Annotated in this window: 18 protein-coding genes and 1 pseudogene; 10 read left to right on the top strand and 9 right to left on the bottom strand. The window is 62.9% G+C overall.

Annotated features, from left to right (window positions below; translation table 11 throughout):
* Positions 1-774 carry a WecB/TagA/CpsF family glycosyltransferase gene (locus tag CE453_RS27065; RefSeq protein WP_089177417.1) on the bottom strand — a complete coding sequence of 258 codons (774 nt, stop codon included), beginning with the start codon at positions 772-774 and terminating at the stop codon, positions 1-3.
* A 75-nt stretch (positions 775-849) separates the two neighbouring features.
* Positions 850-1,803, bottom strand: coding sequence for a Wzz/FepE/Etk N-terminal domain-containing protein (locus CE453_RS27060; protein WP_282568770.1), 954 nt, complete (start codon positions 1,801-1,803; stop codon positions 850-852).
* A gap of 482 nt (positions 1,804-2,285) precedes the next feature.
* Between CE453_RS27060 and CE453_RS27055 the strand changes: the two genes are divergently transcribed.
* From CE453_RS27055 to CE453_RS27030, 6 genes are all read left to right on the top strand, one after another.
* Positions 2,286-3,083 (top strand): sugar transferase, encoded by a 798-nt coding sequence (locus CE453_RS27055; RefSeq protein ID WP_248307891.1) that lies wholly within the window; start codon positions 2,286-2,288, stop codon positions 3,081-3,083.
* A gap of 78 nt (positions 3,084-3,161) precedes the next feature.
* Positions 3,162-4,514, top strand: coding sequence for a polysaccharide biosynthesis/export family protein (locus CE453_RS27050; RefSeq protein ID WP_089177414.1), 1,353 nt, complete (start codon positions 3,162-3,164; stop codon positions 4,512-4,514).
* Between the two features lie 8 nt (positions 4,515-4,522).
* Positions 4,523-5,671, top strand: a complete 1,149-nt coding sequence (locus CE453_RS27045; protein WP_157733225.1) for a glycoside hydrolase family 5 protein — start codon at positions 4,523-4,525, stop codon at positions 5,669-5,671.
* Complete coding sequence (locus CE453_RS27040) at positions 5,668-7,140, top strand: oligosaccharide flippase family protein (RefSeq protein ID WP_089177412.1); 1,473 nt, start codon at positions 5,668-5,670, stop codon at positions 7,138-7,140. The genes CE453_RS27045 and CE453_RS27040 overlap by 4 nt, the downstream gene beginning before the upstream one ends.
* Entirely contained in the window at positions 7,038-8,045 is a 1,008-nt protein-coding gene (locus tag CE453_RS27035) for a glycosyltransferase family 2 protein (RefSeq protein WP_157733224.1), read from the top strand. The genes CE453_RS27040 and CE453_RS27035 overlap by 103 nt, the downstream gene beginning before the upstream one ends.
* Positions 8,046-8,062: 17 nt before the next feature.
* A complete protein-coding gene (locus CE453_RS27030; RefSeq protein WP_089177410.1) occupies positions 8,063-9,046 on the top strand; it encodes a glycosyltransferase family 8 protein in 984 nt (327 codons plus the stop codon).
* 36 nt (positions 9,047-9,082) lie between these two features.
* Here the strand turns inward: CE453_RS27030 and CE453_RS27025 are convergent, their stop codons facing one another.
* Positions 9,083-10,066 carry a glycosyltransferase family 2 protein gene (locus CE453_RS27025; protein WP_157733223.1) on the bottom strand — a complete coding sequence of 328 codons (984 nt, stop codon included), beginning with the start codon at positions 10,064-10,066 and terminating at the stop codon, positions 9,083-9,085.
* On the opposite strand from CE453_RS27025, the gene CE453_RS28855 reads away from it, so the two are divergent.
* Positions 10,056-10,316: a hypothetical protein gene (locus CE453_RS28855; RefSeq protein ID WP_157733222.1), complete on the top strand. Its 261-nt coding sequence runs from the start codon at positions 10,056-10,058 to the stop codon at positions 10,314-10,316. The two genes, CE453_RS27025 and CE453_RS28855, sit on opposite strands and share 11 nt — an antisense overlap.
* A gap of 559 nt (positions 10,317-10,875) precedes the next feature.
* Positions 10,876-11,310 carry a CBS domain-containing protein gene (locus CE453_RS27020; protein ID WP_089177408.1) on the top strand — a complete coding sequence of 145 codons (435 nt, stop codon included), beginning with the start codon at positions 10,876-10,878 and terminating at the stop codon, positions 11,308-11,310.
* A gap of 72 nt (positions 11,311-11,382) precedes the next feature.
* Here the strand turns inward: CE453_RS27020 and CE453_RS27015 are convergent, their stop codons facing one another.
* The 5 genes and pseudogenes from CE453_RS27015 to CE453_RS26995 all read right to left on the bottom strand — a co-directional run bounded on the left by CE453_RS27015 (position 11,383) and on the right by CE453_RS26995 (position 13,523).
* Entirely contained in the window at positions 11,383-11,709 is a 327-nt protein-coding gene (locus tag CE453_RS27015; protein ID WP_089177407.1) for a hypothetical protein, read from the bottom strand.
* 252 nt (positions 11,710-11,961) lie between these two features.
* Positions 11,962-12,252 carry a hypothetical protein gene (locus tag CE453_RS27010; protein WP_157733221.1) on the bottom strand — a complete coding sequence of 97 codons (291 nt, stop codon included), beginning with the start codon at positions 12,250-12,252 and terminating at the stop codon, positions 11,962-11,964.
* A 115-nt stretch (positions 12,253-12,367) separates the two neighbouring features.
* A pseudogene (locus CE453_RS29675) lies at positions 12,368-12,549 on the bottom strand (NADH-quinone oxidoreductase subunit D-related protein).
* Between the two features lie 283 nt (positions 12,550-12,832).
* The gene (locus CE453_RS27000) at positions 12,833-13,078 is read right to left on the bottom strand and encodes a DUF982 domain-containing protein (RefSeq protein ID WP_089177405.1); all 246 of its coding nucleotides are present in this window, start codon (positions 13,076-13,078) and stop codon (positions 12,833-12,835) included.
* 25 nt (positions 13,079-13,103) lie between these two features.
* Positions 13,104-13,523: a hypothetical protein gene (locus CE453_RS26995; RefSeq protein ID WP_157733220.1), complete on the bottom strand. Its 420-nt coding sequence runs from the start codon at positions 13,521-13,523 to the stop codon at positions 13,104-13,106.
* A 185-nt stretch (positions 13,524-13,708) separates the two neighbouring features.
* Here CE453_RS26995 and CE453_RS26990 point away from each other — a divergent pair, with 185 nt between their 5' ends.
* Entirely contained in the window at positions 13,709-14,329 is a 621-nt protein-coding gene (locus CE453_RS26990; protein WP_089177403.1) for a TetR/AcrR family transcriptional regulator, read from the top strand.
* On the top strand, positions 14,326-15,981 hold the full coding sequence (locus CE453_RS26985; protein ID WP_089177402.1) for an acyl-CoA dehydrogenase family protein: 1,656 nt from the start codon (positions 14,326-14,328) through the stop codon (positions 15,979-15,981). Before CE453_RS26990 ends, CE453_RS26985 begins: the two co-directional genes overlap by 4 nt.
* 3 nt (positions 15,982-15,984) lie before the next feature.
* On the opposite strand, the gene cbiB is transcribed toward CE453_RS26985, so the two are convergent.
* On the bottom strand, positions 15,985-16,974 hold the full coding sequence (gene cbiB, locus CE453_RS26980; RefSeq protein WP_089177401.1) for an adenosylcobinamide-phosphate synthase CbiB: 990 nt from the start codon (positions 16,972-16,974) through the stop codon (positions 15,985-15,987).
* Positions 16,975-16,992 lie beyond the last annotated feature (18 nt).

The following is a 16,992-nucleotide window of genomic DNA, read 5'->3' as shown; positions in this document are numbered from 1 at the left end:
TCATGGCCTTCTGCCGTGCCCGGAACCCTGTTCCAAGGGGGTGTGCTGAGCCAGCCAACGCCCCGCCAAACGAGTCAGAAACACTCCATTGCCAACAAGGTAGCGCCCCGCGAGCCGTCGCGGCTCGCGCCAGAGACGATAGACCCATTCCGCCCGCATGCTCCGCACCCATTGTGGCGCCCGCGGCATCGTTTGCGAATAGAAATCAAACCAGGCACCGATCGCCATCGCAAAGGGACTGACTTCCGGCACGTGGCGGGCGATCCATCGCTCCTGACGCGGATTGCCCATGCCCACGAGCACCAGGTCGGGATGTGTTCGCGAAATATGTTCCGCTAAGCCTTTCTCGCTATCCTCATTGAGGAAGCCGTGGTGAAACCCAACAACTTCATGGCGTGGCCATTGCCGGTTCAGACGCTCGGCTACTCGCGAGACGACCTCTGTACGTGCCCCGAGCAGATAGATCTTCAAATCAACAGCCGTTCGGTCGAGAAATGCGGTGACGAAATCCGAACCGGCAAGATTTTCTCTGAATTTGGCTCCGTAAAGCAACCAACGCGCGACATCCACGCCAATTCCGTCATTGAGGACGAGGAAGTTTCGCAGGCCCCGCCGCATCTCCCGATCACGCGCACATTGATTCGACAGATGAGCATTGAGGAAGGCAACGCGGGTTTCGAGACCGGATCGCAAGCGGTCATCGATATGAGCGATAACGCTGTCGGTTGTGCCTGAATGGACACGAACACCCAGAATGTCGACGCTGGTCAGCATGAAGTTTCTCCTTCGTCGCCAGTCATTGTCGTCGCCAGTCGCTTCAATCGCCGCCGCGGTTGATCGAATCCGCTCTCAGTCCTCCTTGGCTGACTTGGGCCACCTCAGGACGAGGGCCATGATCGAGCCCAGTGACACACCGAGGAGGAGAGCGGCCGAAAGGATCAAAAGCTCCCGCGGCCAGGATTTCGAGTTAGGTGGGAAGGCCCGGCTGACGACCTGCGCCTCGGGCACCGACAGGAATTGTTGCTGCCAAGTCTCGACATAGCGAGCGAGAAACCGGTCATGCACATCCCGATAGGCGCGCGCGGTACTCTCGAGAGTTTGCAGCCGGACCCGTGCCGCGGCCGCATTCTCGTCCTGCTGCGAACCTCCGAACTTGAGCTGCTCGACGGCGTTCTGCGCGTCTTGAGCACTGCGCTGGAGTTCCTCCGCCCGGGCCTGCAGGGCCTGGCTCGTCCGTCGCGCGACATCCTCGCGCCGCTTCAGCTGATCAGCGATGAAGACGTTGGCATAGGCATTGGCGAGCTTCGCGGCCGCATCGGGGTTTGCGGCAGTAGCCGAAATTTCGATGAGATTCGTCAGACCCACCCGTTTGATCGAGGTCTGAGACTGCAGCATGCGTACGTTTGCCTGCCCGGAATCATCCCCGCTGCTCGACTGCAGCCAGCTCTTCACTCCGTTCCTTAGTGCAGCCAGCGATAGTCCTGTGGGTTGAAGGGCTGCGACGAAAGCGGGGTCTTCGGCGATGCTGTCAGCAAGCTGGCGAACCAGCTCTTCCGATTGCAGGATTTCCACCTGCCCGTCGATATTGGCAGACTGGATGTTGAAATCGGGAGCTTGGGCCGGCGCCCGCACCACAGCGTCTGCCTTGGTATCGACGGAAATTAGAGCCGCCGCTCGATACTGGCGCGGGGCCACTTGGATATAGGCGATCCCGACAGCCAGAAAGGCGAGTGTCATCGTTGCGATCATCGGCCAGCGAAGCGCCAATACCCGCGTCGCTGGTATCGGCGCGGGCGGAGGCATCGCGCGACCGCCATCCTTGTACGTGTCGCGCCCCGCAGGCCGCATATCCCGTGCAGGGAGGCGTATGTCACGCGCTGCTGGCGGTCCGTCCTGGTAACGTAGGTCCATCCTGGCGCCATCTCGGTGCGGGCATGCTTTTCAGCACGACCCCGGGGATGCATGTATTGGCCGGACGCTGGGTAGGGTGGATGGCAGAACACAAGCAAAATTTGGATATTTTCTAGGTAATTATCAGGCGAATTTTGGCGATTCGCTCACATGTAACAAATTATTAATGAATTAATAGAGGTCATCTGGCTGTTATTGCTGGATAAATTCAAAATTGTATCATGAAGAATCATCTATCATCTACGGATGATCGCGAAATTTACGATTGACTTGCCTGAGAAGGGGGGCGAGGTTTCGCGCAACAGCCCAAACATCACGGATGGCGACACAAGTCCGGCGATAGCCATGAGGCAACCAAGCCTCAGGAGGTGGTCATGAACCCCGCATCCCAAACCAGGCCTAACCGTAACCTCACATCCAACCCCAATCGTGGACCTGCTGCCACTTCAGGCCGAGGGGCCTTCACTCGATATACGACGACAACCTACAGCTCGAGGTTTTGGGCGTTTCCAAAAAGCAAAACGCAGAAAGACCGGCACGGATCGAACGAAACCGGAGACGAGGAGCTCAACCCTTATCTTCTGTCCTACCAAAAGCGGATGTTGGACATCGGGGGAGCGCTGACGATTTTGGCGATCCTGTCGCCTCTGCTTCTCATCGTCGCCTTGATCATTCGCCTGAGTTCTCGGGGGCCGGCGCTGTTTCGCCAGACCAGGACTGGCGCCAGCGGGCGCACCTTCACCATCTACAAGTTTCGGTCGATGAAGCTGCAGCCGAAAGCGCAGGAAGCCATTGTTCAGGCCCGTCGGGGCGATGAGCGCGTGACGTCCTTCGGGCGCTTCATTCGCCGCACCAGCATCGACGAGTTGCCGCAGATGCTGAATGTCCTCAACGGCACCATGTCCTTGGTCGGCCCGCGTCCTCATGCAGCGGAGCACGATGCCTATTATGTGACGCGCATTCCCAATTACTCGCTGCGTTTTGCTGTGTTGCCGGGCCTTTCCGGTCTGGCCCAGATCAATGGCGCTCGGGGCGCGACCCCGAGGCTGGAGGATATGGAGCGCAGGGTTGCCTACGACTTGGCTTACATCCAGTCGGCGTCCTTGCGCTCTGACCTTCGCATTCTCGCGGCGACGATGCGCGAAATGCTCTTCAGCCCATCGGCCTATTGAAGGCTTCCAATCCACTGATCCGCGTTTGCTCAAGCGCTGTGAAGTCGCAACTTCCGGCGGACGGGGAGGGTGTCAGACATGATGTTTACGCGTTGTGTGATTGCCGGAGGCTTGAGTCTTTGCCTTGTCTTGCATGCCAGTGCAGAGACCCAGGCGCAGACGCCATCTCAACCGCAAGCGGCGGCGCAGCCCTCGGCCGGCTACAAGCTGCAACCGGGTGATATCCTGGAGCTCAGCGTCGTTGGCCTGCCTGACTTCCGCTCCAAGAGCGTGGTCGATCCCGACGGCAAGATCGTGCTTCCAATGATGCGCCCGACGAAGGTTGCAGGCCTCGATCTCGAGACCGTCCTGGCGCGTGTGAAGGAAGAGCTCTCGCGCAAGCTCTATCAACAGCGTGGACTGGACGGGCGCGAGAATGTCAGCGCGATTTCCCCGGACGCCATCACGCTGGTGATCGCCGAATATCGCCCGATCTATCTCAATGGCGATGTCACCCAACCCGGACAGCAGACCTACCGTCCCGGCCTCACGGTTCGACAGGCCGTAGCGTTGGCCGGGGGCTACGAGATCATGCGCTTCAGGGCGGAGAATCCGTTCCTCAAATCGGCGGATCTACGCAGTGATTATCAAACCCAGTGGCTGCGTTACGTGCAGGCGCAAAGCCAGATCTGGCGCTTGCATGAGGAACTTGCCCATCTCTCGGAACAACCCGTCCCGTCGCAATCCCTGGAGGAAATGACCCAGGCTCCGCTGCCGAAAGATCAATTGGAGCAGTTGCGCAATCTGGCGCGCCAGCAGCTTGAGCTCGACAAGAACGGCCTGAACCAGGAACTCGGCTTTCTGCGCAACGCGGTCAAGGTTGCCGACGAGCAGATCGCTCTGCTCAAGGATCGAAAGGGCAAGGACACCGAAAACGTCGCCGCCGATGACACGGACTACAAGAAGCTGAAGGACTTCTCCGCACGCGGGGTCGTGCCGATGGACCGCCTGTCGGAATCGCGGCGGCTGTTTCTCTATTCGTCGACACAGGCGCTGCAGACCACGGTGCAGCTCACCAACGTCACCCGCGAGCGCGACGAGGCGCAACGCAATATCGGTCGCTATGTCGAAAAGCGGCGCGCCGAGATGCTCAAGGGCCTCGAAGAAGCGACGGCGGCCCTCACGCAAGCTCGGTCGCAGCTTCAAACCGTCAGCGAGCAGCTCACCTATACCGGCATCATCCGCTCCCAGCTGGTGCGCGGAAGCGGCGCCAAGCCTGTCATCACCGTCTTCCATTCCGCTGCCGCAGGCGGCGGCTCGAAGATCGTCTCCGAAGATAGTCCGGTCCAGCCCGGCGACACCATCGAGGTCTCTCTCGCAGCGGATGTCCCTGCCAACGGCTCAACCGTGCAGCCCGTGATTCCGCCCGCCCAGCCGGGAGCGGCGCCATGAGACCGGAAATGGGCGAGAAAATGGGAGCGATCAATCGCCGCAAGGCCCTCGGCGCGCTGACCGGTGCGGCAATGGCGGCTTCGACAGCGGTCTCCAGGGCCGCGCCCCAGCATTCCGCCTCCGTCGGACCCAATCTGTCGCGCGGGATCAACCTGTCCCATTGGTTCGCCCAGAGCATGAACGGGTATGGAGTGGATCATCTGGCCCGCTTCGTCACACGTCCCGATATCGCGCGCATTGCGACGGCGGGTTTCACGCATGTGCGGCTTGGCATCGAGCCCGACGCCGTGTTCGCCCCGTCCGGTGCCCCCAAACTGAACGAGACGGTGACCGCTCGCCTGCTGGAAGCGCTGGCGATGATCACGTCCGAGAAGCTAGGCATCGTCTTGGACATGCATCCAGTCGGTTCCAGCAAGGACAGGTATCAGAACTCCGAAGATGCAGACCGTCTCGTGGCGAATTGGGTATTGCTCGCGCGACGACTGGCACCGATCGCTCCCGATCAGCTCGCCCTGGAGATCCTGAACGAACCTGAACCCCTGAACGGTGAAACCTGGTGGGCGCTTCAGGAACGTATCGTGGTCGCGCTGCGAGAGGTCGCCCCGAAGCGGCAGCTCGTCGTCAATGCCGGTGGATGGAGCGGGGCGGAAGACCTGACGAAGCGCGAGCCCTATCGGCACGACGGTCTGATCTATACCATTCACCATTACGCGCCGCTGCTGTTCACGCATCAAGCGGCCGATTGGACCTGGGACGTGGCTGGGCGGATCAAGGATCTGGCCTGGCCGATCGCTCCCGAAATGGCTGAATCTGCCAGCGCCGCGGCGGCGTCATCGCCATCTGACCGCGCGATCCTGCAAGACCAGATCGCCAGGGGACAGTTCACCGAGGCGCTTCTGCTGGCTCCGCTCACCCAACTGGCGGCTTGGAGCGAGAGCCACGGCAAGCTTCCGATCTATGTCGGCGAGATGGGGGTCTTTCGCGGGGCGCCACGTGAGGCGCGCTTGCGTTGGCTCGCCGCATCCCGCCGGGCCTTCGCCAGCCATGGCTGGGGCTGGGCGCTCTGGGACAACAGCGCCGATTTCGGTCTGGTGTCGCGAGACAGCCGACAGTTCGACGAGGCGACGCTCGTTGCTCTCGGAGTGACGCGCGCATGACCCATTCGACAATCACCACGTCGGACGACGCGCTGATCGTTCCCACCGGCGAGCGAATGGACCGCAAGCTCGCGTCGAGCACGCCGCTGCTTCTCGCCAATCTGGTCGAGGCGTTCGCCCCCCTGCTGCGCAACATCGCGCTGGCGCATTTTCTGCCGCCAGAGCAGTTCGGGCTTGCCATTTCGCTGGCCGTCGTCATCGGGCTGGTTGAGGTTCTGTCGGATTTCGGCTTGCCCATCTTCGCCGTCCGCAAGCCGGAGGCGCTGCCATCGGCCGGGGCGATGGCGACGTTGCAGAGCATGGCACTGATCCGCTCGGCCTGGCTGGCGCTGATCCTGATCGTGATCTCGCCGCTGGTCGCGCATGTCTTCGCCGCCCCCTCCTCCATTTGGCTCTACGCGTTGCTCGGCCCGGTCGTGCTGATGCGCGGCTTCGAGAACCTGGGCGTCAAGGAAATGGTGCGTCGTTACGCCTTCACGCGCGAGGCGTTGGTCATCGCCTCGTCCCAGATCGTCGGGCTTGCGGCAACCGTCGCGGCAGCGATGATGGGTGCCGGCATGGCCGCGATGATCATCGGCATGACCGCCGCCGCGGCCGTGACCCTGCTGCTCTCCCATCTCCTGTCACCCATTCCCTATCGGCTGGGATGGCAGCCCGAAACGGCTCGGGAGGCAGCGGCTTTCGGGCGTCCGCTGCTGCTCAACGGTGCTGCCGTGGCGCTGACGACCTGTGATCGGCTGCTCGTCGGTGCGTGGCTCGGCCCGGCCGCGCTGGCCCTCTACAACGTGGCCTATGGTACGGCGACCCTACCGCGCAGCATCCTGGCCCGCTTCCTGACGAGCGCCTTCCTGCCGCTGTTCGTCGAACAGCGGGACCGGAACAAGGCGGCCGGGCCCCTGCTCGATGCCTGGGTGCTCTGCCTGTCCGCCATCGCGTTCCTCTATGGGTGGAGTCTGGCCCTTCTGGGGGATCGCGCGCTGGGCCTGGTGTTCGGCTCGACCTACCAGCCTTCGCGCCTGTTCATGTGCCTGGCCGGCATCAGTGTCGGGGTGAAGATCCTGCTGCTGCTGCCCTCCCCGGCAGCCTATGCGAATGGGACCACGCGGCTGATCAGCTGGGGCTCGATCCTATCCGCGATCTCGATCCTTCCAGCGGCGCTTTGCCTCTATCTCGGGCGCAATCTCGAGCTTTTCATCTTCGTGGCCGCGCTGTCGGAATTCGGCGCCTTGCTGGTGCTGTCGCACCTTGCCGGCCGGGCTTTCGCCTTCACGCCCGGCATCCTGGCGTTCGCTGTGGCCTCGCCTTTCGTGCCGGTCGCGGCACTCGGGCTTCTCGCCTTCATCTCACCGGCCATGCCTTTCGCCGAATGGCTTGCAGCCTGTTCGGCGGTCCTTGTCTGCGTCCTGGCTGTCTATGGCCTTGTCCTGCGCCGGACGGGGGCCGGATCGATCCTGTTGGCGCAGGCGTAAACATTCAAACGAGGAGGAAGGTCATGACCTTGATCCTGTTCTCGACGACCGATCTCGAAGGACACAGAGGGTTGGAGTTCGCGCAACTGCTCATCTCGATCGAACGCAATGTCCGGAATGGCGCGGATGTCCGCCTTTATGTCCTGCTGCAGAACTGCGCGAGTGCCAAACTTGCGAAGCTGCGTAAATGGGTTCCACCCTATTGCCGCCTGACAGCCGTTGCGGGGCGATGCTCGCTTTCGACGGCACGCAATCGGCTGATCGCGGCGGCATTGGCCGAAGCTGTCCCCGACAATGATGACGTTATTGGCTTTCCGGACGATGATTGCTGGTATCCCGACCATGTCGGCACCTCGCTGGCCGATACCTTCGCGACGCTTCCAGATCTCGATGTCCTGATCTGCCGCGTGAAGCGACAGCCGGACGATGAGCCGATCGAGGCAGAAGAGGTCAGGCAGGCAGCCGTCCGCGAGGTCGTGCGGTTGACCACGTCCAACAGCATGTTCGTGCGCGGATCGGTTTTTCTGCGGGTGGGCGAATTCGATCCGGATCTGGGGGTCGGGACCGTCAACGGCGGCGGCGAAGATACCGATTACGCCATCCGCGCCCTGCTTGCCGCCGGGCGAGCCGGCATGGTCAACCGGCCCCTGATCGCCCATCCGGAACCGGATCAGGCATCGGCCGCCAAATATTATCGCGGCGCGCTGATCGTCTTGGCTCGTCATGCCGGGCGCAGGCCTGCGCTGATGTTCGAATTCCTGCGCAAGCTCCTGGTCGGCGGCTATTTCGTATTACGACGCAAGCTGTCTCCGCGCCTCCTTCTGGGCGCGTTCAGCGCGGCCGGCCGGAACTTCTTGTCCGATGCCTCCCAGCCTCTGCATTTGGGATCGAAGGCGTTCAGGTAACGGAGAAACCACTCTCGATGCCAACCGAGCCGATCGTTGTTCTCTACTGCGTCGACGATGCGTATGTCGCACAGGCCGCGATCTCGCTCGCTTCGCTGCTCGACAATGCGCCGGGAGACCGCTTCGAGGTGATCGTGGCTGCCTTCCAGCGCGATCCGGCGCTGTCGCAGGCGATCTTCGCTCCGATGCTGGAGGCGCGACCGAACTGCGTCTTGCGCTTCGTCGACCTCGATGACGGGTTGTTCGGGAACCTGCCCGTCACCAGAAACTTCAGCCGGAGCATCTACATTCGCTTGATCCTTCAGCGTTTCGTCGAGCCGCATTACCGGCGCCTGCTCTATCTCGACGCCGATACCATCGCCTGCCGTAACGTCGCTCCGCTCTGGCAGGCGGATCTGGGCGATGCGACGCTGGCAGCCGTCGCCGATCCGTTCCATCAGGACCCGGTCCAGATCGGCTTCACCCAGGATGAGCCTTACTTCAATTCGGGAGTTCTCCTGATCGACATGCAGCGCTGGCGCGCCCGCGACTGCGAAAGACGGGTCTTCGACATTCTTGCGCGCCGCGGACATGAGCTGACCTGGATGGATCAGGATGCGCTCAACATGGCGTTGCGCGGCGAGGTGCGTTTCCTCGATCCGCAATGGAATTGGCAGCCGCGCTGCGCCGACGTCCCGGCGGCTTTTCTAGGTCTTGACGAGATCGCCTACGAAAGGCGCCGCGCCGCGCCGGGCATCGTGCATTACACCACCTCGCTGAAGCCCTGGAATGCCGCCTATCGCGTGCACTACAGCGCCCTGTTCTTCACGGCCGCCCGAGCTTCCCGCATTCCTGCGCAGCGGCTGCCGACACCGCCCCGGCCACGTGGCGTCGATCAGCATCTTCTGCAGCTGAAAACCCGGCTGCGCTGGCGCGTTCCAGGAGTGTTCAGAACCATGCGAAAGCTGTTCAGGCCGTCCGCAGCGGCCGCCATGTATCGGGCCGGTCCATCGTCCCACTGAGTGACTGGCTCGGATCGGCCCCAGCGCGTTCCTGCCTCATGCCGCTGCGACCAGGCGCCGGCGGTCCACGGCGAGCCGGGTCGCGCGGCGCCGGACATATCCGCGCCGCCCGGCATGAAGCAGCATCTGGACCAGCGTGCCCCACAGACGCGGCGCGGTCGCTCGCCGCAGAGCGGAGGGCCACTGACCTTGCCTGACAGCCATCCGGAATGCGCAATAGTCGGTCAGGTCCTGAGCCGCCCGCCTGTAGGCCGCACTCGCCTCACGCAACCTGGGTTCCGCAAGCTTCTCGGCGAGAAGACGATCATTGGCGATCAGCAACTGCTCGAGATCCGAAGCTGTTAGGCTACGCGAGAGCGAACCCGCCATGATGCGATAAGAATACAGCGCCTGAGGCGTGATGGTGAAGCGCGCGCCTGCAGACAGGGCCTGGAGGGCGAAATTGAAATCTTCGCCCACACGCAATTCCTCATCATAGACGATGCCGTTCGCGCTTAGAAAATCGCGTCGGAACATGGGCTTGAGGTAGCCGAGCGTCGCGTCCCCACTCGTCATCCTGTTGCGGTCGAGATAATCGGCCAGACCGACCGTGAACGGCGGATCTCCATCTTGCCCCGGCAGGAACGGCCAGGTGACCTCCGGCTCCCCATCCCGAAAGTGCATCATGTTGTCGGCGACGATCTGGCTGGAATGGTCATTGGCCAGTGCGATGAGCCGCTCGCTCCGCTCGGGCGCGATGTAGTCATCGGCATCGAGGATGGCGACCCAGTCGCCGCGTGCCGCCGCAAGGGCTCGATTGCGTGCCGCTGAGGGACCTCTGTTGCTTTCCTGAGCAAGGACCGTAATCCGGGGCTCATTCCGCGCCAATGTCGTGGCGCACGCCAAAGTGCCGTCACGCGACATGTCGTCGACGACGATGACTTCGACGGTAACGTTCTGCTGAGCCAGCGCCGAGATGACAGCCGCTTCGAGGGTCTGCTCGGCGTTGAAGGCGGCGACCAGGAACGAAATGTCGGGCATCGTTGCTCCCTTCATCGTGGAGGCAAGCATCAGTCTTTATCTTTTTAGGTCGAAACATCGGCAGGATTATGCCCCCGGCTTCATTGCCGTCGAAGCGACGTCGCAGATGAAAAGGAGAGAAAATCGTATGCATTTCCGTCAACAATTGCGGAAGAGCGCCTCAACGATCACAAGGATTCGACAGATTCACCTGCCCCGGGGCGAGATGGCGTCTTCAGGAAAAGTTATTCCGGATTCGATGATCCATTGACTGCTGCAAGCTCGGTCAGCACGTGGCCTTGGAGTGGCTACGGTGGAACCGCTCCGCAGGAGGTCAGTTCAATCCAAGGGCCTCCAGATGGAGGCACTCCATGCGGGGCGGCGATGGCAACAAGCTCATTGCGGCGAGGCTTTCTTTCCCCGTTTCCTCGCCACGCGTGGAGTTTGGTACTGCCGTAAAACCGACAATAGACGCTGGTGAAGCCGAAGGCTGAACCCGGTCCGTTGAAGAGGCGGACGCAGCCCGCCGTCGCGACAATCGTTCCGGCGTTGTTTCCTGAGATGCGATCACGCTGCCGAATGACGAAGCGATCGCCGTCGGCGCGCGGAAAGCTCCCAGTTCCGGACAATAGGGAGGCCGTGCTCGGTGACGGGCCGGAAAGCGCGGCCATCGTCTTTGAATCGGGTCGAAAGACAAGGCAGATGTCTGCGGGAACCAGAAGAGGCGTTCGTCGTTCCACGGATAGCGACAGTCGATATAGCGACAGTCGATACGGTGCTTCCAAGTTGCGGCACCGCTCTCATCCAGCCGACGGACAAAGGAAATCGCTATGCGAGTCAGCGAAGTGATGACGCACGAAGTTTGCGTGGCCAATCCGCACGAGACCATTCAGCAAGCTGCCCGCTTCATGGCTGGCCTTGATGTCGGGGTGCTGCCGGTAGGGGACAATGACCGGCTGGTCGGAATGATCACCGATCGCGATATCGCCATTCGCGGCGTCGCCGAAGGAAAAGTCCCTCTGACCCCGGTCAGCGAGGTCATGAGCCATGAGATCAGATATTGCTTCGACGATCAGGAGGTCTCTGAGGTGTTGGAGAACATGGCCGACATTCAGGTGCGCCGCCTGCCTGTTGTCGATCGCGACAAAAGGCTCGTCGGCATTCTGGCGCTCAGCGACGCGGCCATCGCCGCCAGCAGTGGCCCGGCAGGCAAAGCGCTCCTCGGTATATCGCGCCCGGGTGGTCAACATAGCCAGACCGGCTAGAGCTGATCGGGAGCGTTCTTACCTGCTGAACGAGATTCCCGGGCCGCGCCCAGGCGGCCCGGGACGCAAGGGTCAGTCACACACCTGCACCCGCCGCATCACCCCGTTGATGGCTGCCCGGGTCCAATAGCAAGGAGCCTGATCCACGACCGCCGGCGCCGACGGCCCATAGTAGCTTTGATATTCCTGCCGCTCGGGCACGACGACGGTTGTGCCGCGAGGCGCCGCGGATGCGGCAACCGCACCTAGCCCAACACCGCCGACGCCGGCAGCGATGGCCAGCGGAATCAAGGCAGCGGGATGGGCCGAAGCGGGCGAAGACGCCCCGACGCTGCCAGCCGCCAGGGCAAGTGCGGATGCTGCTGCGATAAGAGTCCTTCTCATGATCCTCATGGTCATGTCAGCCTCCGATACAAAGCTCTTCAGGCAAGAACCTCGCCTGCCAGAGCAGTGACCAAGTCGTCGACCTCGCACGAGTCGACGGATGACCGTTGATTATTGGAGATGACGATGGCCGTATCGCGACTTAATCCTGAAATTAGATGATGATGTCATGATGACTTTATGTCATTCGATCTCCGATGTTTGAAACAAGACGCTCATAGAGCTTCGTCGGAATCTCACGATATCGTGCTCTTGCGGAATGGCTCGTTAAGCGGCACGTCCGAGAACGATGAAGGTCTCGGTAAATTCCGGCTCCTGCACCATGAGCTGTGTGTATGTAGTGTCGAGCCAGCTAGCCAGTTTTACGACCTGTCCGGTGGGCTGCTCCTCTGACACCGTTCCCACGGGCTCGATGACGCTGAGTCCTTCGGCATCAAGGAAGAACGTATGCTCTCCGAAGGTCTCGCAGAACTTAGCTTCCATTGGGTGCCCCGCGGGCACGGCCTTGACGTTGAGCTGATTTAAGGCCTTCTGGATATTTGCTTCCGCCAGTTTCATGAGATCTCTCCACGCGCTGTTTGGTTGCTGGAAGGTGCTCATCGATCGATTTCGCCGAAAACGATGTCCAACGAGCCGATGATGGCGGCGACGTCCGCGAGCATGCGCTTGCGGGTCATGGCCTCGATCGCCTGCAAATGGCGAAGGAAGGCGCACGGATATTGCAGCGATAGGGCCGGCTGGTTCGATCGGAGACGAGATAAACCCCAACTCGCCCTTCGGCGCTTCCACGGCGGCATAGACCTCGCCAGCCGGCATGCGATGGCCTTCGCTGCAAAGCTTGAACTGCTCGATCATGACCTCCCGCGAGCGCTTCATGGTCTGACGCGCGGCGGTGTCACTTTAAAATCCCGAACTGCAACCGGCCCGGCCCCATCCGGAGAACCTAAGCGCTCGAGGCACTGCCGCATGCCGTGCATGGCCTGGTGCATCTCCTCCATGCGAATGGGTCGCGGTCGTAGCAATCACCATGACGGCCGACGGGATGTCGAATTCCATCTCCTCGTAGCATTCGTAGGGCTGCGCCTTGGCAAGTCTCATCGGTCAATGCGGCTTTCCTTTGAAATGCACTCAGTCCGGACTAGCCCTGAACCAGGTTGCCTTTCGCGAGCGCGGCTTCGACAAAGGCGCGGCGCGCCTGACCGGCGGTCGCTGCGCCCTCCATTGCGCGTCGACACATGTCCACTGCAGCATTCCAGGCGATCCCGTGCTGGGGCCATGTGAGCAACACGTCCGCTGCTCGCTCGACGGAACTAACCCAATCGAAAAGGCCGCCAATACCGATCAAGACTGTGACGGATGGCTGGAAGTCGTGCCGGCGATTCATATGGATATCTCCCTTCAAGGAGCGCTTAGTCCGCAAGGCTGGTTGCGATCGCCATGGCTGCCATACCGAACGCTACGGCGGCGATCGGCAGCAGAGCTTCAATCGCCGCCTCTGCGGCTTTAAGGCGGCCCGAATAGGCATCGAATTCGCGCCGCGACCAATCGGAAAGGCCAGGCGCATGCTGCGCTTCAGCCGAGCCTCCGACCCGTTTGATTGGAAGGCTCGTGTTGAACGAGGCCCACGCCAAAACAAAGGACATCAGAAAGACGCCGGTCACCACCAGCATCAGATAGTCGGTGTCAGGCTGCCCTGCGATGTTCCAGGACGCGACGAGGTAAAGCCCGACGAGCCAGGCGATCCATTTGTAGACGGCCGGATGAAACAGGCGCGTGACATGTCGTGCGTCGACGCGTCTCTCGCCATCTTTGATCCAATATGCGGGCATGACCACCTCCTGACGGGAGGTCAAAATCAATGCCGGCCTTCATTTGATGCGAGCAGACTCCGACCATCTCCGGGTATTCTCATGGTCATAATGTGATATCGACATCGGCTTTCCGGCACTCGCTTGACGGCAACCGGTTTTGCTCTCAATTTGAATTTGAATTCAGATTCAATTTTGGATTGCGCATGGCCGAGGGAACATCGAAGCAGCCGCGCAAGGCGGGGAAACGGGAGGCGATTCTCGCCGCCGCCCGCAGGATCGTCTCGGAGGTCGGGTTCCACGAGACGTCGATCGCCGCAGTGGCCTCTGCAGCCGGCGTCTCGACCGGCAGCGTCTATTCGTACTTCGCCTCGAAGGCTGAGCTGATGGCCGAGATCGTCGCGGCCGTCTCGTCGCGCGAACTCGCGGTGCTGCGCGAGATCGCCGCGAGTGGTGCCCCCGTCGCGGAGCGCCTGACCGCGGCGGTCGAAGCCTTCGCCCGCCGTGCCTTCGCCAACCGGCGTCTCGCCTGGTCGATGATCGCCGAACCTGCCGATCCGGCGGTCGATGCGACGCGGCTCGACTACCGCCGCGAGATCGCCGGCATTTTCCGCGCCCTCGTCGTCGAGGGCGAGGGGCAGGGCGCCTTCCGCACGGTCGATCCCGATGCCGCCGCCGCGATGATCGTCGGCGGTTTCATGGAAGCGCTGATCGGCCCGCTCTCGCCCGAGCGGCCGATCACGCCCGAACGCGGCCGCGAGATCGCCGCCGCACTCGCCGATCTCTCCCTCGCCGCTTTGATCTCCCGTGAAGGACAAGCCGCATGACCGCTCTCGACGCTTACGGCTACGACACCCACGAGGTGCTGAATCAGGCGCCGGCGCTTTCGGACTACGACGCCTTCGCGGCTGATCCGGCACTGGGGCGTATCCTCGATAGCTTCGGTGCGGGCTGGTTCCGCGAGCAGGCAAGCGTCGTCGGCGGCCATGTCGGCTCGCAGCGCGTGCAGGACCTGGCGCGGCAGGCCAATCGTAGCCTGCCGGAGCTGCGCACCCATGACCGCTGGGGCAGGCGCGTCGACCAGATCGAGTTTCATCCTGCCTGGCACGAGTTGATGGGGCTCGCCATGCGCGACGAGTTCCATTCGCTGTGCTGGACCAGGCCGCGCCCCGGCGCGCAGGTGGCGCGAGCCGCGGTGTCCTATCTCTGGAACCAGGGCGAGAACGGCATCTGCTGCCCGCTCGGCATGACCTATTCGGCGATTCCCGTCCTGCAGCGCGATCCCGCGCGCTGGGCCGAGTTCGGCAAGCTGATCACCTCCTCGGACTACGATCAGCGCCCGCTGCCGGCAGCGCAGAAGCGCGGCGGAACGGTCGGCATGGCGATGACCGAGAAGCAGGGCGGTTCGGATCTGCGCCAGACCCAGACCACCGCGACGCGCAATGCCGACGGCACCTATTCCCTCACCGGCCACAAATGGTTTTTCTCGGTCCCGCATTCCGACGTGTTCCTGACGCTGGCGCGCACGGAAGAGGGCGTTTCCTGCTTCGTCGTGCCGGGCTGGCTGCCGGATGGCTCGCGCAACCGGCTGCAGATCCAGCGGCTCAAGGACAAGTGCGGCAACAAGTCGAACGCCTCGTCCGAGGTCGAATTCCGCGGCGTGATCGCGCATCTGATCGGCGAGCCCGGCCACGGCATCCGTGCCGGGCTGGAGATGAACCATTTCACGCGACTCGATTTCGCGGTGGGCTCGGCCGGTTTGATGCGTCATGCGGTGGCGCAGGCGGCGCATCACACCGCCCATCGCCGTGCTTTCCAGAAGGCGCTGATCGATCAGCCGATCATGGCGAACGTGATTGCCGATCTCGCCTTGGAGGTGGAAGCCTCGGCCTGGCTGGCCTTCCGTTTCGTTCATGCGCTCGACCGCGAGGGCGCGAGCGAGGCGGAGAAGCTGATCGGCCGCATCGGCGCACCCATCGCCAAATACTGGAACTGCAAGCGCGCCACGCCGGTCGTTGTCGAGGCGCTCGAATGCCATGGCGGCAACGGCTTCATCGAGGATCATCTGATGGCGCGGCTCTATCGCGAGGCGCCGCTCAACGGCATCTGGGAGGGCACGGGCAACGTCGTCTGCCTCGACGTGCTGCGCTCGATCCGCCGCTACCCCGATTGCGTGCCGGCTTTGCTCGACGAATTGCGGGCGGCCCGCGGCAGCGATCCGCGCTACGACGCCTTCCTCGCCGAGCTGGAGACCGATCTGGTCGATGTGCTTAAGCACGAGTATCTGGCGCGCCGCTTCGTCGAGCGCATGGCGCTTGGCTTGTCGGCCTCATTGCTGATCCGCCACGCGCCACACGCGGTGGCAGATGCTTTCGTCGCCTCGCGGCTGGCCGGCGGCTGGTCCGGCCACTTTGGTTCGCTTCCACAGGGCGCCGACTTGCAGGCGATCGCGCGCCGCGCTGTGCCGGTTCCGAACTGAAGCTCAGCGCAGTACTGCGGCTGCCAGCAGGGCTGCCAGCAGGGCTGCCAGTGCCCAGAGCAGGCCGCAGGAGCGCCTGTAGAGCAAAAGCGCGAGACGGATATCGGCTGCGTTGGCTTCGGCCCGGCCATCGCCCATCCAGTGGTCTTCGACGCGGGTCTCACCATAGACGCGCGGTCCGGCGAGCCTGAGGCCGAGCGCCCCCGCCATAGCGGCTTCCGGCCAGCCGGCATTGGGCGAGCGATGCTGGCCGGCATCGCGGCGCACGGCCCGCCAGGCGCCGCCGGCATCCGCCGTCTTGTCGAGCGTTGCCGAGGCGACCAGCAGCAGCGCGGTCAACCGTGAGGCCGGCAGGTTGACGAGGTCGTCGAGCCGCGCCGCCGCCCAGCCGAAGGCGAGATGGCGCGGCGTGCGGTGGCCGATCATCGAATCGGCGGTGTTGATTGCCTTGTAGGCGGTGATGCCCGGCAACCCGCCGACACCGAGCCAGAAGGCGGGAGCGACGATGCCGTCGGAGAAATTCTCGGCGAGGCTCTCGATCGCCGCGCGGGAGACTCCAGCCTCGTCCAGCGTCTGCGGGTTGCGCCCGACGATCATCGACACGGCCTTCCGCCCGCCTTCGAGTCCTTCCCGCTCCAGCCCCTCGGCGACGCGCGCGACATGCTCGTAGAGGCTGCGCTGGGCGATGAGCGTCGAGGCAAGCATCGCGAGCGGGATGAGGCCGAGTGGCCCGAATGACAGGCACATATGCTGGACGAGCGCGGACAGCGTGACGGTGATGGCCAGCAGCAGCACCAATGCGAGCACGCCCGCCGCCTTCCGAGCGGCGAAGGAGGCGGTCTCGTGGTTGAGCGACCGGTCGAGCATGCCGATCAGTCGTCCGATCCAGGTGACGGGATGGCCGATTGCGGCATAGAAGCGCTGCGGATAGCCGAGTGCCGCCTCGACGGTCAGCGCGAGCACGAGCAGCGGCAGGCTGGCGGGGAGATTCATGCGGGACGCGGGCGCGGT

The sequence above is a fragment of the Bosea sp. AS-1 genome, assembly GCF_002220095.1.
Taxonomy (GTDB): domain Bacteria; phylum Pseudomonadota; class Alphaproteobacteria; order Rhizobiales; family Beijerinckiaceae; genus Allobosea.
This window is presented reverse-complemented; position numbering and strand designations above follow the sequence as displayed.

What these genes read in the sequence shown, in the direction of transcription:
- CE453_RS27065 (WP_089177417.1), bottom strand. Translation starts at nt 774, where the DNA reads ATGCTGACCAGCGTCGACATTCTGGGTGTTCGTGTCCATTCAGGCACA.
- CE453_RS27060 (WP_282568770.1), bottom strand. Translation starts at nt 1,803, where the DNA reads ATGCCTCCGCCCGCGCCGATACCAGCGACGCGGGTATTGGCGCTTCGC.
- CE453_RS27055 (WP_248307891.1), top strand. Translation starts at nt 2,286, where the DNA reads ATGAACCCCGCATCCCAAACCAGGCCTAACCGTAACCTCACATCCAAC.
- CE453_RS27050 (WP_089177414.1), top strand. Translation starts at nt 3,162, where the DNA reads ATGATGTTTACGCGTTGTGTGATTGCCGGAGGCTTGAGTCTTTGCCTT.
- CE453_RS27045 (WP_157733225.1), top strand. Translation starts at nt 4,523, where the DNA reads ATGGGCGAGAAAATGGGAGCGATCAATCGCCGCAAGGCCCTCGGCGCG.
- CE453_RS27040 (WP_089177412.1), top strand. Translation starts at nt 5,668, where the DNA reads ATGACCCATTCGACAATCACCACGTCGGACGACGCGCTGATCGTTCCC.
- CE453_RS27035 (WP_157733224.1), top strand. Translation starts at nt 7,038, where the DNA reads ATGGCTTGCAGCCTGTTCGGCGGTCCTTGTCTGCGTCCTGGCTGTCTA.
- CE453_RS27030 (WP_089177410.1), top strand. Translation starts at nt 8,063, where the DNA reads ATGCCAACCGAGCCGATCGTTGTTCTCTACTGCGTCGACGATGCGTAT.
- CE453_RS28855 (WP_157733222.1), top strand. Translation starts at nt 10,056, where the DNA reads ATGTCGGGCATCGTTGCTCCCTTCATCGTGGAGGCAAGCATCAGTCTT.
- CE453_RS27025 (WP_157733223.1), bottom strand. Translation starts at nt 10,066, where the DNA reads ATGCCCGACATTTCGTTCCTGGTCGCCGCCTTCAACGCCGAGCAGACC.
- CE453_RS27020 (WP_089177408.1), top strand. Translation starts at nt 10,876, where the DNA reads ATGCGAGTCAGCGAAGTGATGACGCACGAAGTTTGCGTGGCCAATCCG.
- CE453_RS27015 (WP_089177407.1), bottom strand. Translation starts at nt 11,709, where the DNA reads ATGACCATGAGGATCATGAGAAGGACTCTTATCGCAGCAGCATCCGCA.
- CE453_RS27010 (WP_157733221.1), bottom strand. Translation starts at nt 12,252, where the DNA reads ATGAAACTGGCGGAAGCAAATATCCAGAAGGCCTTAAATCAGCTCAAC.
- CE453_RS27000 (WP_089177405.1), bottom strand. Translation starts at nt 13,078, where the DNA reads ATGAATCGCCGGCACGACTTCCAGCCATCCGTCACAGTCTTGATCGGT.
- CE453_RS26995 (WP_157733220.1), bottom strand. Translation starts at nt 13,523, where the DNA reads ATGCCCGCATATTGGATCAAAGATGGCGAGAGACGCGTCGACGCACGA.
- CE453_RS26990 (WP_089177403.1), top strand. Translation starts at nt 13,709, where the DNA reads ATGGCCGAGGGAACATCGAAGCAGCCGCGCAAGGCGGGGAAACGGGAG.
- CE453_RS26985 (WP_089177402.1), top strand. Translation starts at nt 14,326, where the DNA reads ATGACCGCTCTCGACGCTTACGGCTACGACACCCACGAGGTGCTGAAT.
- cbiB (WP_089177401.1), bottom strand. Translation starts at nt 16,974, where the DNA reads ATGAATCTCCCCGCCAGCCTGCCGCTGCTCGTGCTCGCGCTGACCGTC.